Origin of the sequence: Bifidobacterium scaligerum, from assembly GCF_002802865.1 — a bacterium.
Lineage (GTDB): Bacteria > Actinomycetota > Actinomycetes > Actinomycetales > Bifidobacteriaceae > Bifidobacterium > Bifidobacterium scaligerum.
In genome coordinates, this window is sequence record NZ_PGLQ01000002.1 from 512,959 (window position 1) to 539,505 (window position 26,547).

At 58.0% G+C, this 26,547-nt stretch carries 21 protein-coding genes, 3 tRNA genes and 1 pseudogene; 11 read left to right on the forward strand and 14 right to left on the reverse strand.

Annotated elements, in window-relative coordinates:
- Positions 1–281: 281 nt before the first annotated feature.
- Positions 282–1,354, reverse strand: a pseudogene (locus CUU80_RS05240) (putative endonuclease domain-containing protein).
- Between the two features lie 558 nt (positions 1,355–1,912).
- Here CUU80_RS05240 and CUU80_RS05245 point away from each other — a divergent pair.
- Positions 1,913–2,944 (forward strand): ribonuclease H family protein, encoded by a 1,032-nt coding sequence (locus CUU80_RS05245; protein ID WP_100496275.1) that lies wholly within the window; start codon positions 1,913–1,915, stop codon positions 2,942–2,944.
- A 132-nt stretch (positions 2,945–3,076) separates the two neighbouring features.
- Positions 3,077–3,775: a ribose-5-phosphate isomerase RpiA gene (rpiA, locus tag CUU80_RS05250; protein ID WP_100496276.1), complete on the forward strand. Its 699-nt coding sequence runs from the start codon at positions 3,077–3,079 to the stop codon at positions 3,773–3,775.
- 173 nt (positions 3,776–3,948) lie between these two features.
- Here rpiA and CUU80_RS05255 read toward each other — a convergent pair whose 3' ends face one another.
- On the reverse strand, positions 3,949–4,038 hold the full coding sequence (locus tag CUU80_RS05255; protein WP_004268639.1) for a 30S ribosomal protein bS22: 90 nt from the start codon (positions 4,036–4,038) through the stop codon (positions 3,949–3,951).
- A 152-nt stretch (positions 4,039–4,190) separates the two neighbouring features.
- Positions 4,191–4,829 (reverse strand): hypothetical protein, encoded by a 639-nt coding sequence (locus CUU80_RS05260; RefSeq protein ID WP_165775837.1) that lies wholly within the window; start codon positions 4,827–4,829, stop codon positions 4,191–4,193.
- Positions 4,830–5,068: 239 nt separating this feature from the next.
- Between CUU80_RS05260 and radA the strand changes: the two genes are divergently transcribed.
- From radA to CUU80_RS05295, 7 genes are all read left to right on the forward strand, one after another.
- The gene (radA, locus tag CUU80_RS05265; RefSeq protein WP_100496277.1) at positions 5,069–6,505 is read left to right on the forward strand and encodes a DNA repair protein RadA; all 1,437 of its coding nucleotides are present in this window, start codon (positions 5,069–5,071) and stop codon (positions 6,503–6,505) included.
- 86 nt (positions 6,506–6,591) lie between these two features.
- Entirely contained in the window at positions 6,592–8,121 is a 1,530-nt protein-coding gene (locus CUU80_RS05270; RefSeq protein WP_100496278.1) for an adenosylhomocysteinase, read from the forward strand.
- A complete protein-coding gene (locus CUU80_RS05275; RefSeq protein ID WP_100496279.1) occupies positions 8,118–9,503 on the forward strand; it encodes an amidohydrolase family protein in 1,386 nt (461 codons plus the stop codon). Before CUU80_RS05270 ends, CUU80_RS05275 begins: the two co-directional genes overlap by 4 nt.
- Positions 9,504–9,634: 131 nt before the next feature.
- A complete protein-coding gene (locus CUU80_RS05280) occupies positions 9,635–10,120 on the forward strand; it encodes a cupin domain-containing protein (protein WP_100496280.1) in 486 nt (161 codons plus the stop codon).
- A 137-nt stretch (positions 10,121–10,257) separates the two neighbouring features.
- Positions 10,258–11,121, forward strand: a complete 864-nt coding sequence (locus CUU80_RS05285) for an ABC transporter substrate-binding protein (RefSeq protein WP_100496281.1) — start codon at positions 10,258–10,260, stop codon at positions 11,119–11,121.
- 142 nt (positions 11,122–11,263) lie between these two features.
- Positions 11,264–12,124: an amino acid ABC transporter permease gene (locus tag CUU80_RS05290; RefSeq protein WP_100496282.1), complete on the forward strand. Its 861-nt coding sequence runs from the start codon at positions 11,264–11,266 to the stop codon at positions 12,122–12,124.
- Positions 12,125–12,159: 35 nt separating this feature from the next.
- Entirely contained in the window at positions 12,160–12,918 is a 759-nt protein-coding gene (locus CUU80_RS05295) for an amino acid ABC transporter ATP-binding protein (protein WP_243388667.1), read from the forward strand.
- Between the two features lie 177 nt (positions 12,919–13,095).
- Here CUU80_RS05295 and ribF read toward each other — a convergent pair whose 3' ends face one another.
- The 5 genes from ribF to nusA form a co-directional block, all read right to left on the reverse strand.
- Positions 13,096–14,220, reverse strand: a complete 1,125-nt coding sequence (gene ribF, locus CUU80_RS05300; protein WP_100496284.1) for a bifunctional riboflavin kinase/FMN adenylyltransferase — start codon at positions 14,218–14,220, stop codon at positions 13,096–13,098.
- 129 nt (positions 14,221–14,349) lie between these two features.
- Positions 14,350–15,471, reverse strand: coding sequence for a tRNA pseudouridine(55) synthase TruB (gene truB, locus CUU80_RS05305; protein WP_100496285.1), 1,122 nt, complete (start codon positions 15,469–15,471; stop codon positions 14,350–14,352).
- A 166-nt stretch (positions 15,472–15,637) separates the two neighbouring features.
- On the reverse strand, positions 15,638–16,147 hold the full coding sequence (rbfA, locus tag CUU80_RS05310; protein ID WP_100496286.1) for a 30S ribosome-binding factor RbfA: 510 nt from the start codon (positions 16,145–16,147) through the stop codon (positions 15,638–15,640).
- A 194-nt stretch (positions 16,148–16,341) separates the two neighbouring features.
- Positions 16,342–19,227, reverse strand: coding sequence for a translation initiation factor IF-2 (gene infB / locus CUU80_RS05315; protein WP_100496287.1), 2,886 nt, complete (start codon positions 19,225–19,227; stop codon positions 16,342–16,344).
- Positions 19,228–19,547: 320 nt separating this feature from the next.
- Positions 19,548–20,627 (reverse strand): transcription termination factor NusA, encoded by a 1,080-nt coding sequence (gene nusA, locus CUU80_RS05320; RefSeq protein WP_100496288.1) that lies wholly within the window; start codon positions 20,625–20,627, stop codon positions 19,548–19,550.
- Positions 20,628–20,833: 206 nt separating this feature from the next.
- On the opposite strand from nusA, the gene CUU80_RS05325 reads away from it, so the two are divergent.
- Entirely contained in the window at positions 20,834–21,562 is a 729-nt protein-coding gene (locus tag CUU80_RS05325; RefSeq protein WP_100496420.1) for a hypothetical protein, read from the forward strand.
- Between the two features lie 72 nt (positions 21,563–21,634).
- On the opposite strand, the gene CUU80_RS05330 is transcribed toward CUU80_RS05325, so the two are convergent.
- Positions 21,635–21,722, reverse strand: a tRNA-Ser gene (locus tag CUU80_RS05330).
- 128 nt (positions 21,723–21,850) lie between these two features.
- Positions 21,851–22,807 carry an EamA family transporter gene (locus tag CUU80_RS05335; protein WP_165775838.1) on the reverse strand — a complete coding sequence of 319 codons (957 nt, stop codon included), beginning with the start codon at positions 22,805–22,807 and terminating at the stop codon, positions 21,851–21,853.
- Between the two features lie 177 nt (positions 22,808–22,984).
- Between CUU80_RS05335 and dinB the strand changes: the two genes are divergently transcribed.
- The gene (dinB, locus tag CUU80_RS05340; protein ID WP_100496290.1) at positions 22,985–24,286 is read left to right on the forward strand and encodes a DNA polymerase IV; all 1,302 of its coding nucleotides are present in this window, start codon (positions 22,985–22,987) and stop codon (positions 24,284–24,286) included.
- A gap of 54 nt (positions 24,287–24,340) precedes the next feature.
- Here the strand turns inward: dinB and CUU80_RS05345 are convergent.
- The 4 genes from CUU80_RS05345 to CUU80_RS05360 form a co-directional block, all read right to left on the reverse strand.
- Positions 24,341–24,415, reverse strand: a tRNA-Glu gene (locus CUU80_RS05345).
- Positions 24,416–24,559: 144 nt separating this feature from the next.
- Positions 24,560–25,417, reverse strand: a complete 858-nt coding sequence (trmB, locus tag CUU80_RS05350; RefSeq protein WP_100496291.1) for a tRNA (guanosine(46)-N7)-methyltransferase TrmB — start codon at positions 25,415–25,417, stop codon at positions 24,560–24,562.
- Between the two features lie 102 nt (positions 25,418–25,519).
- Positions 25,520–25,604 (reverse strand) — tRNA-Ser (locus tag CUU80_RS05355).
- Positions 25,605–25,720: 116 nt separating this feature from the next.
- Complete coding sequence (locus tag CUU80_RS05360) at positions 25,721–26,521, reverse strand: transglutaminase family protein (protein WP_100496292.1); 801 nt, start codon at positions 26,519–26,521, stop codon at positions 25,721–25,723.
- Positions 26,522–26,547 lie beyond the last annotated feature (26 nt).

Below are 26,547 nucleotides of genomic sequence, written 5' to 3' on the forward strand. Positions count from 1 at the left end.
GTGTGATGCATAGACATGGTACGAACCGATAATGCAGCTCCTTTGCCGATGTCGTACCATTTCTCGTTGTCACAATCGCCCTGCACCCCTTCATTCTTAAAGTTGTGACAACGGGAACAGCCATTTTGCGTAAAGCACATCAATAAGTCATCGGCACAATGTCTCGATATCACCTAATCTGAACACACGTACCACGCGACCGTGCGCGACTGGCGCAACCGTGCGGTCGGCTTAGGAACTCGTCATCCCAGCACAACGCCCTCCCGATCGCACTGGATTCGTCATTGCGGCACAGCACACGCCAGCTGCTGCATAGTCTTAGGCAGCACCGAGAACGCAAACGCGGCTCCGCGCGACGCAAGCGCACGAGCTACATTAAACGCAAATTCAGCGCGTGCATCCGCATTGGCGAGACTGGCCGCCGTAGCGACAAACACAATCCACTGACGACCTCGCAGTTTGTCACGCTTCTCCTGGTCGCGCCGCCATTGCATCTTGTCCGTACGGTGATGATCGCCGTCATATTCAACTGCCACTTTTTGTTCGGGCCATGCCATATCCAGCGTTATAGCGACAGCCGATCTGAACGCGGCACCCGGAACTTCATAATTCAACACGGTTGCGGTATACCATGCGATCTCAGAGCAAGTCTTTCCTCGGACTCTTTGGGAGAATCCGAGCCCGGCATAATGAGCGTTAACGCACGTTGGCACGCCAAACGTCCCTTGAATCCCGCCAAGTCATCCACGAATCGTTTCAGATCACCATAAATCATAGATGCCGTACGCCCTCTAGCCAATAAAGGTTGCCGGGCGATTGCAGTGATTATCGAATCGCCGAGTACTATCAACGATTCCAAAGTCATGTGCGTGGCAAGTTGAGCCCATACATGAAACAAATCAAGAGCGTATACATTCTGATCCACCCTCACCTTTTCAGCTGTGGAGGCATGCTTCCAGATATGCGGATGAATTGATAATCCCCGGACTCGGACGCGTTGCTCACGCGCACTGGAGACCGTATGCAGCTCATACGAATCAAGATCGCAATCCATCGGAAGAGGAACAGATTGCAGTACTAGTGACGTGGTCATGCCGAACAGCAGCGTGGAGTTCAAGCGTTGGGCTGCTTCAGCGCAACGGCGTTGCATATCACGCTTACGCTGCTCAAGGTTCCCTCTCATAGCATCCGCATTCGCAGGTGAAGGTACAACATCACGCTGGGATCGAGAGGACCGCGCAGACTGCACTGACTGCGCGACGTAATCGTGCCGTGCCACGGGCCGGTCTTCATATCGGCCGAAAACTACCTCAGAGTCTTCCGGGGGTGGCTGTCTCATCTGGAAATTGTTCATGGCGCCACGATATCGATTTCGCACGTCGGCGCAAAGCTCATCCAAGACATGTGGTTCCAGCTTGTTGAGTTATCCACATAGAGCATGAGGAAATTACGCGGAATCAATGCCGTGCACTCATATGCGAACATGAACGCACGGAAGACGCGTCCGAATACATGTTTCCTGATTGTATCGATTGCCACGCCGCAGCCCAATGGCGGTTTGGGTGAAGTTGTACCACGGCACTTTGCCACAATAGCTTAAAACCGCGGGCTTCCGCAGTATCGTGGCAACAGAAACCGCCATTCTTCGGAAATGGCTCTTAAGTCTCGTGGTACGAAATCACGAAAAGAGCCAATTCATCAAGTCATGCCACAGGCGGAGCCCGCTACAGACCCCGCCCGCAGCACACGATAGGGTTAGATGCATGACGAATAATGTATCGACAGACGGATCCGCATTGGGCAATCCGAATGCTGAGCCGTCGCAGGGAAGGTCCAGCGGTCTTTCCATAAGCGTAATGAGCGGGACCACCCGCGAAGGGGCCGTTCGGACTGGCCGGAAAGGGAACGAAGCGTGACTATTACAGTATCGACAGACGGATCCGCATTGGGCAATCCGAACGGCCCAATGGGCTGGGCATGGGCCGATCATGCGAAGAACGCAGGTGGCACTCCCGGTCATGAGCATGACGGGCATGGCTACGACTCTGGCGGTGCCACGAACGGCACGAATCAGATCGGCGAACTTTGCGCGGTGTTGGAGGCCCTGCGCGCCCATCCCGGATCCGAACCACTGCTCATTGAGTCCGACTCGCAGTATGCCATCAACTGCTCAACCACATGGGTCAAGGGCTGGAAACGCAATGGATGGAAGAATTCACAGAAGAAACCGGTGAAAAACGTCGAGCTGATCAAGGCCATCGACGCGGAAATCTCCCGCCGTCCGGGACCGGTGAATTTCAAATGGGTCAAGGGACATGCCGGCAATGCAGGCAACGAACTGGTGGACGAGTTGGCTCGGACGTATGCGGGCGATTGCCGTTCGGGGGCGCGCGACGGATATTTGCCTATCGAAGGTTGGCAGTCGTTGTTGCATTCGGAATACGCGCATGGTACCGATGTGCCGCCGGATGTGCAACTGGTGTTGGACGGTCAGGCCGATGCGTCAAGCTTGCGTAAACCAGTCGAGTCCGGCAGTGTGGCAGCAAAGAAAACAAATGACTCCGCCGTCAAGGGCAGCGAAACACAATCGCTGGCTGATCTGTTGGCCGAGCCGGAAGGCGTGCCGGACTTTGATTTTGACATTCGCACAACCACCGCTCCTACGGATGAAGACGATAGCGATGATGCGCCGCAGAGCGCTATCGCCGACGCACAGACGCATGCTGCCATTCCAGTAGTCTCAACATCCTCAGCAATTCCGGCTGTCAACGCTCAACCGAGCGGACTGACGGTTTCCGGCACACTGGTCTTCTCCCCAGCTCCCAAAACCAGCCCATATTTCAACGGACAACCTATGCCGATTTCCGGCACCATCGCCATAGAAGGCTATGTAGATGGCGACGGTAACCTAATTATCGCCAACGCACCATTTATCCGCCGATAGTAACCAATATCACACAAACGCCTACCAAAAGCGGACACGACGGCACAACTTCGTTCATGCGCGTTAGGATAGGAATCGGACTTCACAACGCGAATACATTCGTGAAGTACGCAAGGCAAAGGAGATACGTAAATGGATAAGGCACAGCAGGATGCCCTCAAGAAGGCGGCCGGCATCGAAGCCGCCAAGCTTATCGAGAATGGCATGATCGCCGGCCTCGGCACCGGTTCCACCGTCCGTTTCCTGGTGGATGAGCTGGGTCGTCGAGTGCAGGAGGAAGGCCTTGAATTCACTGGCGTGACCACCTCCCGTCGCACTCAGGAGCAGGCCGAAAGCTACGGCATCAAGATCGTGGACATCGACGACGTGGATCACATCGACGTGACCATCGACGGTGCCGACGAGGTGGACAAGAACTTCAACGGCATCAAGGGCGGCGGCGCTGCCTTGCTGTGGGAGAAGATCGTGGCCACCAACTCCGACAAGATCGTGTGGATCGTGGACGAGTCCAAGGTGGTGGACACCATCGGCAAGTTCCCGCTGCCCGTCGAAGTGATCCCCTTCGGTGCCGGCCATGTGGTCAAGGAGTTCGAAGCCAAGGGTTATAAGCCTGTGCTGCGTCTGGACGCCGAGGGCAAGGAAGTGCGCACCGACGAGAATAACTTCGTGGTGGATCTGCATCTGGGCCGTATCGACCACCCGCAGGAGCTGGCCGAAGACCTGATCAACACCGTTGGCGTGGTGGAGCACGGACTGTTCCTCAACATGGTGGACAAGGTCATCGTCGGCGATCCGAACGGTCCGCGCGTCATGACCAACTCCAACAAGTGAGCTTTGCGAGTGTGACACTCGTACTCATTTCTCGGTAAGAGCGTAAAGAGCCGCATCTGCGTATTGCAGTATGCGGCTCTTCTTGGTTTACGGCTTGAGTCCGCAAACGAATAAAAAGAATCCCCGCAACCGCTGTGATTGCAGGGATTTCAATGCCTTTATCGCAGGTAAGACTACTTGCGCTGGTGGCGGGTCTTACGCAGCAGTTTGCGGTGCTTCTTCTTGCTCATCCGCTTGCGGCGCTTCTTGATGACAGAACCCATCTGAAGCCTCCATTCCGATTAATCGTAAAAGTTGCAACTCGCACCATACTACACGTCTTGCCCGACAGCACCAACACGTATGTTGCGAACGCCGCAGCCAGACGTATCAGGCATTGATGTCGGCGAACGCCGGACACCAAGTGCTACATGTGTCACATGGGGAATTGCTGGTAGAAGCGGTCAATCGCATCCGTGGAACCGGTGGCTTGGAACACAACAGTATCGTTCTGCCAGATGGCCACGGATTTCTTGGAATCGGAAGCGTCGGTCTTGACCACATAGGCACCGGTCACGTTGCCGGATACCTTCACGTTGCCCGAAGCGGACTCATCACCGGTCTGGGCCGCGACCAACGCATCATACTGCGTTTTGGCGCTGTCAGCGGTAGACCACTGCGCACTGATCAGCGTGATATCGTTGGTATCGGTACCGACGGCATAGGTTAGCGTGTACTCCTCAAGCGGCGATGCGGCGCTCCATGTCGCCGAAGCCTCTGCCTTGGTGCGAGCGTAGTTCAGTACGCTGTCCGGCATGGCCTTCAGCAGTTCGGTGGCATCGTCCGGCAAGGCGGTAGCTTTGATACTGGGCGTAGTAGGTTCGGCTTTAGCCGTCTGCTTCTTATCTCCGGTCTGAGTCGTGGTGTTGCCGGCATCGGCACCCTTGTTCAGGGCCCAGCCCGGCCAGACGAAAGCCGAAAGTACAGCCAGAATAATCACGACTGCAGCGGCGATAACCACCGCGATCAGCTTGCCGTGAGACTGTGTAGTCGAGGAGTTCTCAGTAGTAGTCATGCCCATGATTCTCTCACAGCCACGTGACGCTGTCGGCCTCCTAGACCGGTTCTCTCACCGTCTACGTGAATGTATCGTGCAATCCGGAAGAGCAATCCATACGACAACGGCGATGCGCCGGGGAACCAGCCAAGTCAGATCCCCTACGTTCAGTAACCATGGCAATCCTCATAACGGCTTGTTTTCGTAAGAGTCGGTAAAATTTTACCGAGATTGTGGATAGCGGTTACTGTGGAGCCATGGCGAAATCAACTGTGCAGTATATGTGTTCCGAATGCGGGTGGAGCACTGCGAAATGGGTAGGGCGATGCCCTGAATGCGGCCAATGGGGCACCGTTGAAGAGTTTCATGAAGCCCGTCCCACAACTGGAGTGCGTACTGCAGCGCCCGGGCGGACCTCACGCACGCAATCGGCATCGGTGTCTGATGTCGCACGGGCTGCCGCACGTCCTATCACCGAGATCGATACGGAAAGCGTGAAGCGACTGCCCACCGGGTTCAGTGAGTTCGACCGAGTGCTCGGCGGTGGCGTGGTGCCCGGTTCGGTGACGTTGATCGCCGGAGAGCCCGGCATAGGCAAATCGACACTGCTGCTGCAGACGGCCGGCAATGTGGCCAGGACTGTGGCAGCGAAAGGCACCTCGCAGGCCGGCGCAGTGCTCTATATTTCCGGCGAGGAATCACAGGCTCAGGTGCGATTGCGCGCTTCGCGCATCAATGCCGTGGAACCAAACCTACTGTTGGCTTCCACCACCGACCTGTCCACGGTGCTGGGGCTGATTGAGCAGACGAAGCCGGCACTGGCCATTGTGGATTCCGCGCAAACCATCGTTTCCCAAGAGGTCGATGGCATCTCCGGCGGATCCACGCAGGTGCGGGAAGTGGCGAGCGCACTGATCGACACCGCCAAAAGCATGGATATTCCCGTGTTCCTGGTGGGCCATGTAACCAAAGACGGCTCGATTGCCGGCCCTCGCACTTTGGAACATCTGGTTGATGTGGTGTGCCAGTTCGAGGGCGATAGCGAAACTGCGCTTCGCATGCTGCGCGCGATTAAGAACCGTTTCGGACCGACTGACGAGGTCGGATGCTTTGACATGAGCGGTGAAGGGATCGAAGAGGTCACGGACCCATCAGGGCTATTCCTCGGCAGTGACCCCAATGCCACCGACACGGCACCAGTGGAAGGTACGTGCGTGACGTTCACTTTGGATGGGCATCGCAGTCTACCGATCGAAGTACAGGCGTTGGTCACCAAATCCGTTCTGCCCACTCCCCGCCGTGCCGTCAATGGCGTCGACCCCAGTCGCATCGCTATGCTGACCGCCGTGCTGTACAGGCATAGCAAACTTAACCTGCTGGCCAATGACCTGTATGTCTCCACCATCGCCGGCGGCCAAGCTAAGGAACCCAGCTCGGATCTGGCGATCGTGGCGGCATTGGCGAGCGCCGCCACATCCAAGCCGATCGCTCGCTCCACGTGCGCGATCGGGGAGATCTCTTTGACTGGGCGGGTCCGGCCGGCGCCCCGCATGGAATACCGTCTGCGAGAAGCGGCACGTCTGGGCTTCGCAACCGCCGTTGTTCCACCGATGCGTAGACCGATTCATATCGACGGGCTACGTCTTGTAGAAGCCAGCACATTGGCCGATGCCCTGGAAACGCTCTTGAAATAACACATAGCGTGCACCAAACGGCTGTCGATTCATATGCAAACGAATGTTTTAGGATAGTTCCCATACTGCACAACAAGGGAGTGGAAATGACTCGAAACGACTCAGTTGGTTGTGACTTCGTTCCCTGGGCGGAGACGTTTTCACAACGCACCAATCGTTCACTGGCCGGCGCACGTCTGGTTATGACATCATCCAGCACGCAACCGGATCGTGTGTTCACGGCCCAACAATGGGGCATGACCGTCGAGCAACCTGATGCGATGCACGAAAGTACCGACGATTTTCGTTTTGACTCATCCCTGCCGATCGAGCAAATCCCAGACATGCGCAAAACCTCAGGTTTTGAGGCGATGGCCTACGCCGAAGAGCATATGCCGGTGTTGCGCGATGTCATGGACGGATTGCACGATCGAGGCATTGATTTTTCGGGAGTCCGCATCGCCGTCTGCTTGATTTTGGAGCCAAAAACCGCGATTCTGCTGCGAAAGCTGCATGCAGCGGGAGCGATCGTGGGTGTCTACTGCGGCCCGGACTCCACGGATCCGCGTGTTGCCGAACAGTTGAAGAGCGAAGGCATCATCGTGGAATCAAGCCGCGACTGGACACCGGAGCAGGCTCAGGAAGCGGCATTGCGTCTACTAGACACCATTCAGCCGAATATCATCATCGACGATGGTGCGAGTTTCGCTCGCCTGGCTTCTCTCGAACGCCCAGAACTCGCGGCAAACCTGATTGGAGTGGCCGAGGAGACGACCAGCGGCGTAAGGGCTTTCGCCGGCATGGAGGCGGCGGGAGCGCTCACCTATCCGGTGGTCGCGGTGAACGACAGCATCCTCAAAACCGGGTTCGACAACGCACATGGCACCGGTGAAACCTGCGTGACCACGATGCAACGCATTCTAGGCACCGATGCTTTCTCTGGTGCCCGAGTCACTGTGATCGGATACGGCCCAGTCGGCCGGGGATTCGCGCGGCGAGTACGGGCATTGGGCGCACGTGTGACGATCTGCGACATCGATGCCGTAGCCGCGCTCAAAGCCGTGTTCGACGGGTTTGAGGCCCGTGACATCACGGATGCGCTGCCCTCAGCTGATATCGTGATTTCCGCGACCGGTGTGCGTCATACGATCACGCTTGAACATATGCGACTGATGCGCGAAGGCACGGTATTGGCGGTGATTGGCGGCATCGCCAATGAGATCGCCTTGGATGAGGTGACTGATTTCACGCCCGCAGTGAATCGCGAGCGCTTCGATCTCAAGGTGCCGGAAGGCCCGACGCTCACGCTGCTGGCGGATGGGGATGGGGTGAACTATACCGTCGGCGGCGGCAATCCCATTGAGATCATGGATCTGAGTTTCGCCGTGCAGGCCAGTGCGGTCGCCTATCTGCTTGAGCATCAAGGTGCGCTCCCTCATCAGCTGATTCGGCTTGGCTCCGAAACGGACCGCCGTATAGCCGATGCGGCACTTAAAGCACGCGGATATCAGGCCAGCCACGCGGTGGCCGATAATGGCTACGACTGGCGATTGACGCGATTCGCGGAGAATGCGCGCGGCAACACCGCCACCAGACCGGCGCAAGCGAACACACTGACTTCCAAGGAGGACCGATGATTCCCACCGAAGCGGCAGTATGGCCCGGCAACGATCCGGAACTCGTTGACCAGGTGACGCTGTATTCAGCCAAACTGGTAATTCCTGTGACCGGTCCGGTGATTGTGGATGGCACAGTGGCCGTGCATGACAACCGTGTGATCCATGTAGGCAAGCGCCACTGGGTTATGGAGGCACTGAAGCAGGAGACTACGAAGAACGCCACGATTATCGAACATCACTGGGATGGCGTGCTGACTCCCGGCCTGATCAACGCGCATACCCACCTGCAGTACACTGGCATGGCAGAAGTGGGGCGCGGCACCTACGATCGCTTCCGCGCGTGGGAGCTGGCCTTCAACAAGGTATATGCCAAAGCGCAGCAAACGCAGCCTTGGAAGCAGTGGGCGGAGGATGGCGCACGCCAGATGGTCGAATCCGGCACCACTGCGGCAGCGGATATCGTGACCGATCTGGATGCCGCCGGGGCCCTTGCCTCACAAGGCATGCACGGCATCGCCTACTGGGAGGTTATGGGCTGGCATAACGACGAATGGCTCGCCAAGGGACGTACCGAGCTGAGTCGCCAGCTGCGCAAGATGAGCCAGGAACGGTTGCCGAATCTGGGCATCAGCCCGCACGCGCCCTACACGCTGGAATCCGAGCCATTCGTGGATCTGCCGGATATCGCACGACGGCTCAATATGCGCTTGCACATCCATTTGGCCGAAACCCCGCTTGAGGCTGGCACTTATCCGCCGGTGCTCACTACATACTCCGCCGCCGACTGGCGCGATCACGACTGGGTGAGTTACAAGCAGCTGAAAGAGGTCGGCAAAGGTGCATCCGCCATTCAGTTCGTCGATCAGCTTGGCTCTCTGGGGCCGGACGTGCATATCGCCCATGGCGTATGGGCCGATAAAGAAGATCGCAGAATCCTACGGCAGCGCGGTGTCGGCGTGGCATTGTGCCCACGTTCGAACCGCATTACCAACACCGGCAAGGACGCTCCGATCCGCGAATACCTTGAGGAAGGCAATCTGGTTGCAGTGGGCACCGACTCATTGTCGAGCACGCCAAGCCTCGATCTATTGGATGACGCCTCCATGCTGTACGACCTCGCACGCGAGCAGGGATATACGAGCGACGACCTGACGCACAGGTTGATTCGTATGCTCACGCTGGGCGGTGCCGCTTCGATGGGCATGCACGTGGGGGTCAACCGCATCGGGCAGATCAATGCGGGGGCGTTGGCCGATCTGGCGTTCTTCGACATTCCTGTCGACACGTCGTCGCCAGCCGGCATCGAAGAAACATTGGAGACGTTCATCCGCCACGGTGCAGGCACCAATCGAGCCACGGTGATTGCCGGGCGCGAGGCATACAACAACGGAGCGTGGTGAATGCTGTTGCTGTGCCGACACTGCGGCAGCACTGACACAGCAATAATGCGCCACGACGGCACGCAGCAATATTGCGGTGCCCGCGACAGCGACATAGCGACAACGTAACAACAACAAGCAAAGGAGCACATATGAGCGTGGCATTGGAGGATATGAGCGCATACGCGCGTTCGGTGGTGGAACGGCTTGGTCTTGAGGCACATCCGGAGGGCGGCTGGTATACACGCGATTGGCAAAGTCCGCATGAGGACGCCACAAGTAAACGCCCGTTGGCTTCCTTGATCTATTTCCTGCTGCCCGAGGGAGATGCCAGTGCTTGGCACAAGGTGGATGCGGACGAATTGTGGCTGTGGCATGGCCCGGCACCGGTGACGCTGGAATTGGGCGGCAACGGGGACTCCCCGCAAGAGGATGCCGGAAAACGCACGCAAATCACGTTGGGCAGCGGTATCGTCACCGATGACGCATCGGCTGGCGACGCCGCCGGTAGTCCCATTACAGGTCATGCCGTAGTACCGGCCGGCATCTGGCAGCGCACACTTCCCGGTACCGCAGATGCCTTGGTGTCCTGCGTGGTCAGCCCGGGATTTGTGTTCGAGGGGTTCACCCTCGAATAACCGGCTATAACCAACGGCAATAGGCATGCAGGCTTCACCGTAATGTAAACGTTCTAAAATTGGCGCGCATGCGCCAAACGATCGGCAATCAATATATTGCGGCGCGTATCCCATGCAGGAAGAGAGAGGATTCCACTATGTTCAACAATGAGAAAGGCTTCATCCGTGTAGCGGCCGCCACTGTGAGCGCGCTGGCCCTGGTGCTCACCGCCGCCTGCGGCTCCAGCCAGTCCAACAGTTCCACATCCGCTGATTCCAGCGACATTACGCAGCAGACCGTCACCCCGGGCAAGCTGACCATCGCCACAGGCGAGCCGGCATATGAGCCGTGGGTCATGAACGACAAGCCTGAGTCCGGTGAAGGTTACGAGGCCGCCGTGGCTTACGATGTCGCCGCAAAGCTCGGCTTCAAGAAGTCTGACGTGGTCTGGGTGCGCTCCACCTTCGACTCCGCCATCGCTCCGGGTGCCAAAGACTGGGATATGAACATCCAGCAGTTCGGCATCACCGACGCCCGCAAGAAGGCCGTGGACTTCTCCTCCAGCTACTACAACGACAGCCAAGCCGTCATCGTCAAGAAGGACGGCAAGTTCGCCAACGTCAAGTCCCTCGCTGATCTGAAGGACGCCACCATCGGCGTGATGGTCGGTACGCTGGCTTATGACTACGTCAAGAAGTCCATCAAGGACGATATCCAGACCTTCAACGATGACGCCGCATTGGCTCAGGCTCTTGACGCCGGCCAGATCGACGCACTGGTGACCAGCACCGTGGAATGCGTATACATGGTCCAGTCCGAACAGGTCAAGGACGCCACTGTGCTCGGCCGCATCGCTGGATCCGAGGACAAGAACGGCATGGGCATCGTGTTGCCCAAGGACTCCAAGCTCACCGCCGCGACTACCAAGGCCGTGGACGAGCTGAACTCCGACGGCACGCTGAAGAAGCTGCAGGACAAGTGGTTGGCCGAATACACCACTGATCTGACCGAACTGAAGTAACAAGATTCAGTGATCGTTGGCTTGGTCTGCAGTCACTTCATGGCTACAGACCAAGCCATTTTCCATTTCATGACATCACTGCATGCGATAATTCCCCTACCGCATGCATTTTCACAGCAGTTCAAGGAAGCGAGCGCCGCACATGCAATCACAGACGTCAGCGCATGAGGTCAGCCAAGTCGAGCTTGACCGCCGCCAATACCGTCTTCAGCAGCAAATCAAATCGGTTATCACCAGCCTTGTCAGCACGATTGTGTTCGTGGTGGTGATCGCCGTTGGATTGCATTTGTCCCCTGGCTGGCCACGAGTCAAGGAAACGTTCTTCTCCGGCGAATACTTCGTCAAATCCTTCCCTGACGTACTCAAAGGCCTATGGCTGAACGTCCAGGTGCTGTTGGTCGCATTGGTGGGCGTCGCGATCCTAAGCACGCTGATTGCGCTGATCCGCACCAGCCGCTCCCCCATTCTGTTCCCGTTGCGCATTCTCGCACTGATCTACACCACCGTGATGCGAGGAGTGCCCATCATCGTAGTGCTGTACTTGATCGGTTTCGGCATTCCCGGTCTCGGTCTGTTCGGCCGCATCGACCCCTCGATCCTGGGAACTATCGCCGTCATCATGGGCTATAGCGCCTATGTATCCGAAGTGCTGCGCGCCGGCTTCAACGACGTGCATCCCTCGCAACGCGCTTCGGCACGTTCCCTCGGTCTTACTGCGGGCCAGACCACCCGACTGGTCGTAATTCCACAGGCATTGCGCAAGGTCGCCCCTGCACTGATGAACGACTTCATCTCCATGCAGAAGGACGTCGGCTTGATCTCCGTACTAGGCGCAGTCGACGCCGTGCGCGCCGCACAGATCGATGTGGCCAGCACCTATAATTTCACCCCGTATGTGGTGGCCAGCCTGCTGTTCATTCTGATGAGCGTGCCATTTATTCTGCTCAACGATTGGTACACGGCACGGCTGCGCAAACGTGAGTTGAGTGCAGGCACGGTATGAGTAAAGCGATGACGATGGAAGACGCGGTGAGCACTATGAACGGAACACAAACGACAACCTCCAAGCCGGTGCTGCGGCTGGATGACGTACGCAAGTCCTTCGGTTCGACCCAGGTATTGCGCGGCATTTCCTTTGAGATCCAACCGCACGAAGTGGTCGCGCTGCTGGGCCCCTCCGGCTCCGGCAAATCAACGCTGATGAAATGCGTGAACCTGCTTGAGCAAGTGGATGACGGGCAGATCTGGCTTGGAGACACGGATATCACCGATCCGCGCGCGAATCAGGATCAGATCCGTTCGCGTATTGGCGTGGTGTTCCAGCAGTTCAACCTGTTCCCGCATATGTCGGTATTGAAGAATGTGACGTTGGCGGCTATCAAAGTCCATCATTGGGATAAGGACCGCGCCTACACGCGCGCGCTTGAGCTGCTGGATCGCATCGGCATGCGTAACAAGGCTGATGCCTACCCGGATCAGCTCTCCGGCGGTCAACAGCAGCGTGTGGCGATCGCCCGTGCGCTGATGACCGATCCGGAACTGCTGTTGCTTGACGAAATCACCTCGGCGCTGGATCCGATGCTGGTGGGCGAGGTACTCAATATGGTGGCCGAACTGAAATCCCAAGGCACCACGATTCTCATGGCCACGCACGAGATGAGTTTCGCCCATGAGGCGGCCGACCGCATCGTGCTGCTGCGCGGTGGTGTGATCGCCGAAAACGGCACACCTCGCCAAGTGATGGATGAGTCCGACGACCCGCAAACGCGCGAATTCTTCGCCTACTTCAGGCATTAACAAGCATGGGTGGCACACCGCATGTGGCGTGCCACCCATGCACACAGCAACAGATAATCCCCATCATTGGTTCGATGCCATAGGAACGAACCAATGATGGGGATTATCTAATTATCCTTATCTATATGCTCACATGGCGTGTGGGCACCCACACGCGCCCACGCGCCGTCCGCGCGCTCACGCAGTCAGTCGCTTGGTCTCCTCCACATTGCGTTTCAACTCAGCCACAAGCTCATCGGCGCTGCTGAATTTGACCTGCGGGCGCAGGAAACCGGTGAATTCCACACGCACCTTGTGTCCGTACAGGTCAATCCAATCATCGGTGATGCAATAGGATTCCACCACGCGTTCGTTGAGACCAGTTTTCTCGCTGAAGGTGGGCTTGGTGCCGATTGAGATGGCAGCAGGCCAACGTTTGTCTCCGTCCACGAGCCATCCGGCATAGACGCCATCGACCGGAATATAGCCTTCAATGTCCGTACCGAGGTTCGCGGTCGGGAACCCGATGGTGCGACCTCGCTCCTCACCATGTACCACTTCGCCTTCGATCGCATGCGGAGCGCCCAGAATGGCGTTGGCCTCTTGGATACGACCATGAGCGAGCAGATATCGTATATTGGTGGAACTCCACGCACGCATGGCCTTGGCCTGGTGCTTCTTGCTCCACGCACGACGTTCCGCTTTGCTGGCATTCGCCAACGGATCGGTGGGCTCACCCCATTCAGCAGGCATCTCCGGCTTGAAATCGCGCGGAATACGCACTTCACCTGGGCCGCGGTCATCCACTACGTCCAGTTCAAAAACACCGGTTGCAGCGGCCAGATTAGCCACATGATGTACGTCGCCTTCACGCCCCTTGCCAAAGGCGGCATCCTGGCCAAGCACCAATGTACGCATACCGAGTTTACCCGTAAGACGACCGAGGAAGAAGATGTACGACTTGGCAGCGAAGGCCAATATGTAATGAACGACAAGCACCTGATCCACGCCCAACGACTCGATACGGCGCAGTCGCTCCCGTACGCTGGTCAGAGCTTCGGCATCAATCTGCTCTTCACTAGGCTCCTGTCCTTCATGTTTGGCAGCCCAGCTATGCACAAAAGCAGGCCGAGGATCGAACAATATCACCACGGAGAAAGCATCATGCTGGTGAGCCAGCTCAACCACACGCTTGATCACGGCCTGATGTCCCAAATGCATGCCATCAAAAGCGCCAAGGGTTACCACAGCTTTTTTATCGTTGTCGAACGAGGGCCATTCAACTTCGCCTTGGGCGTCCGGAGTCAGATGCGTGATGTTCATCGTGTCGAATCCTGTCCTTTGCTATACGTGTAGCTGTTCATGTTCCTGAAAGTGTCTGCAAGTCTGAGCTATGCACTCGTGGCATCGCGTCGTGCGTCACAAGACGGCGCAATGCAAACCGCGTCTACTCTACTCGGCGGGGAATACGGTGGCGGGCTTGGCCTGATGTGAGTTCGCGCGTTCTACAATGGCCACTACATCATGCGTTTGCGGCACAATGGCCACGGTCGGCACATCGATGGACCGTGCAATACGACGGCCGAACCGCAGTTCAGCCGCTTCTCCCGGCGTAATATCCAGTGAGGGCATAGCTCCGCGCGCCGCCTGTTCCATACTCAGCGCACGATCGAGCAACCAAGCACGTCTCTCGTCACCGGACAATTCCGCAGGCGTGTCCAGCACACACTTGTTGCGAGTGACGGTTGCGCCTTCGCGATTGGTAAATGTCTTGGTTTCGCTATGGGCGCCGACCGTATGATCCCGAGTAACTGTCATGGCTTCATCGCCGATAAGACCACTGGTATCATCCGGCAAAGCAAACCGGCCGACCCTGGTACGTCTTAATCGAACCAGATGTCCACCAACACCCAGTTCCTTTCCCAAGTCACGTGCCAGAGCACGAATGTAGGTGCCGGATGAGCAACTGACGCGTACATCCACGTCCATCACCGGAACTGCTGAATCGGAATTCTGCAGTTGAGCCCAATCAGCCATCTGCAATGGTTCACCGGCGCATTCCCCAGCCACATACCCCTGACGGACAGCAAGTACGGCAAACTCACTGATATGCACCGGGCGGGCCTTCAGCTCCACGGCTTTACCTTCACGAGCCAAGTCGTAAGCACGCTTGCCGTTGATCTTGATTGCGGAAAAGGTATTGGGCACCTGTTCGATATCACCGGTGAAACGAGCCTCGATGACTTGTTGAATGGCGCTCTGCGTCATATCCGTAACGCTCCGGTCGTCGTGCCGGACATCGATGAGTTCGCCCTCGGCATCATCAGTGGTGGTGCCCATACCGAGACGAATCGTCGCCTCATAGGTTTTGTCATGTTCCACGATGGCATTCAGCAGCCGCGTGGCGTGGCCGAATGCAATGACCAGCGCGCCCGTGGCCATCGGATCAAGAGTGCCGGCATGACCAACTTTTTTGATATGCAATGCGCCACGCACCGCAGCCACCGCATCGAAACTGGTAATACCTTGCGGCTTGTCGATAACCAGTAGGCCATTGGGTTGATTCATTGTCATATCAGTACCTTGGGGTCATTACCTGTGACTCAATTTACCTGTGTCATCCATCAACGTACGTTTTCCCAGAGTAGTTCGCCCTTCATCTGGAAGAACGTACGCTGACTGTCGCTCAGCGTACGTTCTTCCAGATGACAGGTCCGGTAGCCCGGGAAAATGTACGCTCCTACTCGTTTTCGGAGTGATCCTCATCAGTCTCGTCGGACTCGGCTGCAAACTCGTCATCAGCCTCATCGTCAGGCTCGTCGTCGTGCTTGTACGGATCGGCGTCGCCGGCATACTGTGCGGTGGCGCGAGCCTTGGCCAGTTCCTCGTCACGCTTACGCGCCAAGGCCAGAATGTCTTCGATTTCGTGGGCCTCGCCGGGTACCTCGTCGAACACGAACTGCAGCTGCGGGGTCAGGCGCAAACCGGCCTTGCGACCGACAAGCGTGCGCAGATGTCCCTTGGCTTGGTCGAGAGCCTGCTGGGCGCGCTTACGTTCACCGGTTTCCTTGCCTTCATGGCCAAGCTGGGTCCAGTAGATCTTGGCGATCTGCAGATCGTTGGTCACACGCACTTCGGTGACGGTGATATTGGTCAGACGCTTGTCATGCAACTCACGTTCGATGGAGGAAGCGACAACGCGTTGAATCAAAGCCGCGATACGGGCGGCGCGGGGGTTGGTTCCTGCCATGGGCAGATTCCTTTCACAAATGACAACATATGACTCGGCTCCCCCGTCAAAGGGGAGCTGTCGTCGTAGACGGTCGAAAGCACGAATTCGGCTTGACGCCGAGACTCTTTCGAACTCACTTCGTTCGGCAGCTCCCCCTTGACGGGGGAGCCAGAAATATAGGTATCCGATTGATTATCGGATAAGGCGATGCACTACTTACGCTCGACCTCGCGCATCTCGAAGGTCTCGATGATGTCGCCGAGTTCGATGTCGTTGAAGGTTCCGAGGTTGATACCTGCCTCGTAGCCTTCCTTGACCGACTGGACATCGTCCTTGAAGCGACGCAGCGAGGAGATCTCCAGATCGTTGACCGTGGCCACACCGTTGCGCAGAATACGGCACTTCGTACCGCGCTTGACCTCGCCGTCCTGCACCATGACGCCGGCGATGTTGCCGAACTTGGAGGAGCGGAAGATCTCGCGGATCTCGGAGTGGGAGGTGACGACCTCTTCGTATTCCGGCTTGAGCATGCCCTTGAGGGATGCCTCGATATCCTCGATGGCACGGTAGATGACCGAGTAGTACTTGATCTCCACGCCCTCGCGCTCGGCAAGATCGGCGACCTGACGGTTCGGACGCACGTTGAAGCCGATGATGACGGCCTTGTCGACCGTAGCCAGGTTGACATCGTTCTGGGTAATCGCGCCGACGCCGCGGTGGATGACCTGAATGCCGACTTCGTCGGAGACCTCGATCTTCATCAAGGAGTCTTCCAGCGCCTCGACGGAGCCGGAGGAATCGCCCTTGATGACGATGTTGAGCATATCGATCTCGGACTCGGCGAACTTCTTCTTGAAGTCCTCCAGCGAGACGACCTTGCGGCGCTTGGCCAGCTGGGCGGCACGCTCGGTGGCCTGACGCTTTTCGGCGATCTGGCGGGCTGCACGATCATCGGAAGCCACGAGGAACAGGTCGCCGGCGGTAGGCACGGAGGTCAGGCCCAGCACCTGAACAGGTGTGGACGGACCGGCCGCATCCATGGTCTGGCCGTTCTCATCAAGCATGGCGCGCACGCGGCCGTAGGAGGTTCCAGCCACAATGGCGTCGCCCACGTGCAGGGTACCCTGCTGAACGAGCACGGTGGCCACGGCACCGCGGCCCTTATCGAGTCGGGCTTCGACGGTGGCACCACGGGCATCCATATTCGGGTTCGCGCGAAGATCAAGCTCAGCGTCAGCCGTCAGCAGTACGGCTTCGAGGAGCTTGTCCACGTTGATGTTCTGCTTGGCGGAAATGTCCACGAACATCGTGTCGCCGCCATATTCCTCGGGCACCAGTCCGAACTCGGTGAGCTGGCCGCGCACCTTGTCGGGGTTGGCACCGGGCACATCGATCTTGTTGACGGCCACGACGATCGGCACCTTGGCAGCCTGAGCGTGGTTGATGGCCTCAACGGTCTGGGGCATCACACCGTCGTCAGCGGCGACCACGAGAATCGCAACGTCCGTCAGCTCCGCGCCACGGGCACGCATAGCGGTGAAGGCCTCATGGCCCGGGGTATCGAGGAACGTGATCTTGCGCTGTTCGCCGTCAAGCTCCACGGTGACCTGATATGCACCAATACGCTGCGTAATGCCGCCAGCCTCACGTGCGATGACGTTGGTCTTGCGGATGGTATCGAGCAAGCGGGTCTTACCATGATCGACATGGCCCATAACGGTGACGACCGGCGGACGAGGCTGAAGATCCTCATCATCCTGCAGCTCTTCTTCATCGAGGTTGATGTCGAACTGCTGGAGCAGCTCCTTATCCTCCTCCTCGGCGGAAACAAGCTGGATGTTCCAGCCGATCTCCTCGCCCAGGATCTGGAAGGTGTCTTCATCGAGGGACTGGGTAGCCGTCGCCATCTGACCGAGGTGGAACAGAACGGTAACCAACGCAGCCTGATTGACGTTGATCTTCTCCGCCAGATCAGCCAAGGACGCACCCTGACGTAGACGGATAGTCTGACCATTGCCGTTGGGGATGCGCACACCGCCGATGGTCGGTGCTTTCAGCTCCTCATACTCATGACGCTTTGCCAGACGGTTCTTGCGTGCCTTCGAAGACTTACCGCCCTGACGACCGAATGCACCGGCTGCGCCGCCACGACCGCCGCGACCGCCGCCGCGTGCAGGACCGTTGGAGGGAGCGCCGCCGCCCTGGAAGTTATTGCCGCCCTGACCGCCGCGGAATCCACCGCGAGCGCCGCCCTGAGCGCCAGCGCCGCCGCCCTGACCCGGACGGTTATGGCCCCACTGGCCCGGACGCGGAGCACCCTGACCGCCGCCCTGGCCCGGACGGCCACGGAATCCACCACGGCCCTGACCATTCTGGCCCTGACCGGGACGACCCGGACGACCGCCACGACCGCCTTCCGCGGTCGGACGAGCCATCGGATGAGGACGCGGAATATCACCCGGAGTCGGGGTACGCATACCCTGCTTGCGGGAGAACGGGTTGTTGCCCGGACGCGGACCCGGCGTATGCGGGCGCGGAATAGCGTTTGATGCAGCACCGTTGGCATTGCCGCCATTGGCGTTGGATTGACCGGACGGGCGAGGAGTCGGCGCACCGCCGCGATTATCGCGGTTGTTCTGGCGCGGACCGGGCTGGGCACCGTTTGCACGGTTCTGGGAGGGACGACCACCGTTGTTCATACGGCCCTGACCGGGGCGTGCCGGACGGCCATTGGAATCACGGTTGTCGCGATGATCATGCTGTTCGTGACGCATCGGCGTCGGGGCAGCCGGACGGGCTGCATGTGCACGCGGCGTCGGAGCCGCCGGAGCAGGAGCCGCCGGAGCCGGGGAATCTGCCGCGGGCTTGTGCTGCTGAGGCATGGGCTTGGCAACAGGCTTCTGCGTGGACGGTGCCGGCTTAGCATCACCCTTGGCGTTGTCCTTTGCGAAAGCAGCGCGCAGACGACGCGCTACCGGAGGTTCAATGGTGGAGGAAGCGGACTTGACGAATTCCCCCATGTCCTTAAGCTTCTCAAGAACGGTCTTGCTATCGACGTTCAAATCTTTGGCCAGTTCGTATACGCGTGGTTTTCCCACTAATTACTCCTATTCTGTGACCACGCGACATGGGCGTGGTCAATTGGTGATGACGGCAAGCCTACCCTGTCTCATCGTTCGACCATGATCGTGTTACCTCGTCTCTGTGCGGGCGATTTTGCGCACACTGCGCCCACCCACATACGCCACTCAAGCATACTCATAGCGCTGGATAGCGGCATAACAGCGAGCCGCGCCCTCCATCAAAGGAAAACGCGGCTCGTGAAACGATGACGATATCAATCGGATTTCATTGTGCTGCTACCATTCGGTTGCGCTGTCCGACTGTCGCACGGTTGTGCAGTAGGCTCCCCTACTGTTTACTCGCCCTGCTCCGACTGCGCAGCGGCGGTCTGATGCTGTGCTTCCTGCGCGGCCTGTTCAGCAGCGACCTTCTTGGCATGCGCCTCAGCGGACTCGATACCGATCTTCCAACCGGTCAGCTTGGCAGCGAGACGAGCGTTCTGGCCTTCCTTGCCGATAGCGAGAGACAGCTGATCGTCATGAATGAACGCGATGGCGGTCTTGTTCTTCTCACTGATCACCTGCACACCAGTAGCCACAGCCGGGCTCAGCGCAGCGGCCACGAACTTCGCCGGATCATCGGAATAATCAACGATATCGATTTTCTCCGGGCCAAGGTTCTCCATAACAGCACGCACACGAGCACCACCGGGTCCAATCAAAGCGCCCTTCGGATTGACGCCCTCGGTGTTGGCCTTAACCGCAATCTTGGTGCGGGCACCAGCCTCACGGGCGATCGCCATAATGGACACCGCACCCGAAACCAACTCCGGCACTTCACGCTCAAACAGCTTACGCACGAGTTCGGGGTGGGAACGAGACACCACAATTTCCGGGCCGCGAACGCCACGGGCCACATTGACCACGTACACACGGATACGCTCGCCATGGCGATAGCGCTCTCCCGGCACCTGCTCACGACGCGGCAGAATAGCCTCCACGTCTCCCATGGCGACATGAACATTGGAGGAATCGGACACATCCTGCTGGATGACGCCGGTGATCAGCTTGCCCTTCTGACCGGAGAAAGCGCCGAACACCTTCTCGTCTTCCGCACGGCGGAACAGCTGAGTGATGACCTGACGTGCAGTGGCTGCGGCGAGGCGGCCGAAATCATGCGGCGTATCGTCATACTCCTCGCCCAGCTTAGGAGCAGGATGCGGATCGTCTTCAGTGGGCTCCACCGGAATCTCATCGGCCGCCCACACGGTAAAGCTGCCGGCACGTTCATCGAGTTCCACACGAGCATGCTTAGCTGCATGCGGAGTCTTGAGATAGGCGAGACGCAAGGCCTCGGCCAGCGCCTCATCCAAGGTTCCGGGGTCGATTCCTTGCTCAGCGGCAAGCTTGTGCATTCCTGTCAGGTCCAGTTCCATCGATCCGTACCTCCTATGAAGTTATGTGGCGCATGGCCTTGAATGGTCACAGTTAACTATTAGTGTAGATTTCCATGCAGACACATGCGCTTTGGTCCGAGTCAGCCCGCCGCATCGGGGCACTGGCATCCGCAGCGATACTGCTGTGTTCGTTCAGTGCATGTTCCGCTCCACGACTGTCCGGCAAAGCCGAAGCCGAACGGCAGATGAGCCCTTGCGAGCAAGCGCTCACGCTGGTGAACGGCGATTCTTGGAATGGCACCGGCACTCCAATGACAGTACGGTATGTCGCTGGTCAATCGGTACCGCTGGCATGGATTGACGTCGCCGCGTCCTGCCCCGGACGATTCGGCGAGGGGGTGCTTCGCAACGCCCAATCCAAAGCCAAGCTGGCTTCCTTGGCCCAACGACTGTCCGCTGTCGCTCCATCCTCGTCCCCCGCTCGTCTAGATGGAGTTACCGCCATGACGATGGACACCGATGTGCTCGATGCCATGGCATTGGCCGAAGACCGCGCCGGATTCGCTTTGGAAGTACTCGCCGCGCAAGGCCGGACCGCAGGGGCAACGCTTCAGCTCAGCGACTTGCACAAAAGCGCAGGGCAACAGCTGGTGTCTCTGGCGGATGGCAGCTGGAACAATGCTGGTGATACGGGATCCGGCACCCATGCCGATCCCAGACAAAAGATCTACGACATCAGTACGCTGCTGGCCAATCCGGTGACTATCAGCGACAAACCCAGCGGACAAACCGTACCGACGGCCGCCGCCATAGAAATGGATTGCGCACGCGCCGAAATCAAGGCCGTAACAGATTCGGACTCCCCGTCCGACACCACCACGTTGTCCATCCTCGCCGCACTTGCTGCCAAACATGCGTATACCGCATTCCAGCTCGGCTACCCCACCGCCGACGCCGATCTCTTCGAACAGTAACGCAGCACCACGCGGGTTATCTCACAGAAAACGAAAAAGGGTTTCCGAAAAAACTCCGGAAACCCTTGCCAGCGGAGACAGAGGGATTCGAACCCTCGAGCCGCGAAAAGCGACTAACACCTTAGCAGGGTGCCCCTATCGGCCACTCAGGCATGTCTCCACGTTGCCCAATCAAGCGCAACAGCAAAATACTGTACCACAACTTTCGGATATCGCGAACACTTCGAGGTGTTGCGCGTCCACCATCGACGTCACGTCACACAGACCATGTATGCAATCGGCTGATTATCAATCGTTTCCTGCCGGTGCCGCATCACCCGAAAACGTAACGATCACAGCGCAAATCACCAATGCGACGCCTACAATCTCACCGGCGCTCGGCACTTCGCCAAACAGCAGACCAATGGCAACAGCCATTGCGGGATTAATCGACTGCATCACGGAAAAAGCACCGGATGAAGTGCGCCGCAGCGTTATCTGCTCCACAACATAGGGAATAAACGATGCCATCAGCGAGATGACGAACAACAGCAACAGCAGTTTCAACGAACCGCCGGCGGCGAGCGCCCAAGTGGCATCCGGCTTGGGATGAAGCACATTCGCGATGGCAGGCGCGCCAAGGAATATCGACTGCACCAACCAGCCGATGGTCACGGCAATGCATAGATTGTCCAGCGAATTGCCGCCTGAAGCCACACGTCGTCCGGTGACGATGTATACGCCCCACATCGACCCGCCGATGAGAATGGCGATCAGACCAACCAGAAACGTACCTTTGCCGGAAGGATTCGCCAGTGAAATGCCGGCAAGCAACACCACGCCAGCCGCTGCGATACCGATGCCAAGTCGTTCACGCCAGCTGCGGCCGGTAATCACCGCCACCGAAAGCGGACCAAGGAATTCTATAGCCACGGCAATGCCCATGTCCATATTGCTGATGGCCACATAAAACATCGTGTTCATCAACACCAGCGAGCATCCAAGCAGCACGATCAAAGCCCATCCGCGTACGGATCGGTGGAAAAGTCGGTCACGTTTGCCCGCGCTCCACGGACGTCTCCACGCCAGCAACAGCACGGCCATGAATCCCACGCGATACCACACCGAGTACAACGGGTCAAGCTGCGTGAACGCCAGTTTGGCGACGGCAGTGGCCAGATAGATCACCAACGCCTCTCCAATGACGATCAATACAACTGGGACACGGTTGAGGAGATCGATTACCACCCGCTTCGTCTGACTCATCTGATGCATAGCACTCACGCTACTCGGCCCGTCGGGACAGCCGGCGCAGAACGTGGACACATCGAAAAAACACGGACAATGCTTTGGACAAAACCACTGGCTGACATGTTTTGGCATGCATCCGCTCGCGCCTCCGTTCGCACCTCCGCTCGCACGTCCGCTCGTACAATAAGAGGCATGAGCACCGCACCACGACTTGAGGCCGCCAAACGAGATTGGGGACATGACGAAAGCGGTTGCACAGTGCTGCATATCGACATGGACGCTTTCTATGCTTCGCTGGAGGTAGCTCGTCATCCGGAGTTGCGAGGTTTACCGGTAATCATCGGTACGGGTACGCGTTCAGTAGTATCTGCCGCAAGTTATGAAGCTCGTCGCTATGGCATCAATTCGGCTATGCCGACCGCACGGGCACGTCAATTATGCCCGGATGGCATATTCCTACCAGTCGATATGCGCTACTACCGCCATATGTCGCAACGGATCATGCATGAGGTGTTTCTAACCATCACCGATCGTTTCGAGCAGGTCTCCGTGGACGAAGGGTACATGGACGTCTCTGCGGCACTCCTGGCGTGGAAACGGCCAAGTGCCATCGGCGCATGGATCCGCACGCAGGTGGCCGAACGTTTTCATATCACTTGTTCGGTTGGCATCGCATGCAACAAACTGATTGCCAAAATGGCTTCGACTAACGCCAAACCGAATGGCATGCTGCTCATTCCCGCCGCCCGCTCGGCCGAGTTCGTACAAATGATGCCATTGCGAAGCGTCCCCGGCATCGGACCGTCGTTGGAGCAACGACTGAACGCCTGGGGTGTAATGTCTGTGGCCGATCTGGCACGGATGGATGAATCGTCGCTCGCCCGAGCCACCGGTTCCAAGGCAGCTGCGCGCGGATTATGGATGGCCTCACATGGATTGGATTCACGGTCGATCGAACCGGTACGCGAAGAGAAATCCATCGGATCAGAACGCACGTTGGCTTCGGACACGCGAAACATGCGCGTGGTGTGCAACCTTCTGCGCTCGGCATGCGATGAGGTGGCCGCAACATTGCGCCGCAAAGGATTGGTGGCACGCACCGTTACCGTCAAACTACGGTTCGCGGATCTGAGCTATCAAACACGCTCATTCACGATGGAACAGCCTACGAATACAGCCGGTGTCCTCTATCCAGAATGCGTGCGTCAGCTGCGCCTCATGATGGGAATGCCCTCCAGTCTCAAGCCCATAACGCCACCGCAGGATGCCGATTCGCTGCCGCCGCTGCCCAAATTGATCAGACTGGCGGGAATGAGCGTTTCATCATTGAGCGCGGCCGCCAACACGGCCGTGCAGCCTTCGCTGGATGACATGTTGGAAGAGGCTGACGACACTCAGGGACGAACCGCACAGGCGCGTCGGCATGACGCGGAAGCGGCGCTGGACGCTGTGCGCAAACGATTCGGGGCCGGTGCCGCGCAGTTCGGCGCATAGCATCGCCACATAACAAAAACCCCGGCACATGAATGTTCATGAACCGGAGCTCGTTGGTACCCCCAGAGAGAGTCGAACTCTCGTTGTCAGATTGAAAGTCTGGTGTCCTAACCGTTAGACGATGGGGGCGGACAACTCGTGTAACTATACGGGAGTGAACCACGGTACGCAAATCGACAGCCCTCTTCGGCGTGTCGCGCCGGAATGGTGCGGGACGAAACCGCAAAATCAGTTCATACGCTGTTCCATCCCGCCCCGCCCCAGCGTCGCCACTCAACCAAGCGCGACCGCCTGATAGGTGAAATCGTGAATCACTCGACCGGCGGCAAGCCCCTTCTTTTCGAAGTTCGTAAGCACGCGCCCCTCAAACCGCTCGCTCTCGACGAAATCCGCATGAGGCATATCGGCGGCCATATCGGCGTTGCCTTTGCCTACATGTTCAATCGGCAGGCTCACGGTCAAACGCCCAAGGTTGCGCCATCCCGCGAGATCATCCATCACCTCATGCACATGAAGCGCATAATCCTCGATGTCGGTAGCAATGCGCCAGACACCGTTCTGCGCCAAAGCGCGATGAATATCGGCGGCGAGCGCCTCCTGCACGATACGACGCTTGTGATGCTTCTTCTTCGGCCACGGATCCGGGAAGAAGGTCCACACTTCGCTGACCACGGCATCAGCCGTCACTTTGAAAAGCTCAGGCGCATTGACCTGGGCCACACGAAGATTGTCCAAGTCCTGCTTGCCGGCGAGCAGCAGCGTATGCGCCACGCCCGGATCGTACACTTCGAGCGCCAGGAAGTTGTATTCAGGATGTGCGGCCGCAGCAGCAGCCACGTTCTCCCCCTGACCGGTGCCTATTTCCACGATCAGCGGATTCTCATTGCCCCATACACGTGAGATGAAGTCTCGATCGAGGGTCACACCTTCGCGCACATCCAGAAGGTTGCCTTCCGTGATGTCCAGCAGATAACGGTCCGCATAGTTATCCCACGCACGCTGCAGACGATCGTCCAATCGGCCCGAGCGCCGCACAAAAGACAGCACCTTATGCATCGGATGCGGTGTCTGCTCCCCGCCTGCCGGAGCGTCGGCCGCGGCAACGTCGGAATCAAGTTCGCTATTGGTCATATCAGCCCTTCGTGTTTCGACGACAATCATTCGACGATAGTAATTCAACGATAAAGAAAAACCCGAAACCGTTGATATTTCAACGATTTCGGGTCATGCTCGCGGATAAGGCGAGATTCGAACTCGCGGAGGCTTTCACCTCACACGCTTTCGAGGCGTGCTCCTTAGACCGCTCGGACACTTATCCATATTGCAAAAAGCAACTTGTTTATTATGCCATAATCTTTCAATCTGGCAAATCGACGCAAACCGGTGTTTCGCAAAGCCCGTCAACACGGCCAGAGCAATGCGGACGCCGAGGCATCACGCGATCTGCTCATGGACGGAAGCGTTGACCCACTGGGTCTGTTCCACGTTGTACCCGGAGAAGATACCGATATCAAGCATGCAATCGCGGTAGTCACGACCATGGGCGATGGTGATGTAGTTGTCGTCGACCAGTCGGTTATGCGTGGGATCAAGTCCGATCCAACGTCCGTCCTGATAGACTTCCACCCAAGCGTGAGTCGCTCCCTCGCCTCCCAGCAATCCTGCGATATACCGGGCCGTAAGTCCCACATGGCGGCAGACGGACAGCATCACATGCGCATAGTCCTGGCACACTCCCTGACGTTGTGCGAGCGCCTGTTCGGCGGTGGTACGGATCGTCGTCGAACCTGGCGTATAGACGAACGCCTTGTATACCTCGTCCATCACCTCGCTGGCTCGTTGAATCGGCGTGGCCTCGTCCGGCAAACCGGCAAGTTGCCTGCCGCACAAGTCGATCATCGCCTCGATACACGGTCCGGGAATGGTCAGCGCCGAATCAAAGCGATACAGCGGCTTGTAGATCTCCTTCTTGATGTGTGCGTTGTCCACGAACGCGATGCCGGTCACCGAATAGTTGAAGACTTCGTGCGGCTCGGGAATGAAGCCGGTCATGACCACGGAATCAAACGAGTCGATGGTGGTTTCCAGCTCAACATCCGGCGTGAGTTTCACCTCCACGTCGATCACCTGCTGACGTGGACCTGTGGCGGGAATGCAACGCAACTGGAACCGGTGATCGGTAACTGGCGAGCTGAAGGTGAGCTTCATCTCATAGTCGAACACGAGTTTCTTCACAACGTCTCCTGATCTTCCGCAGAACC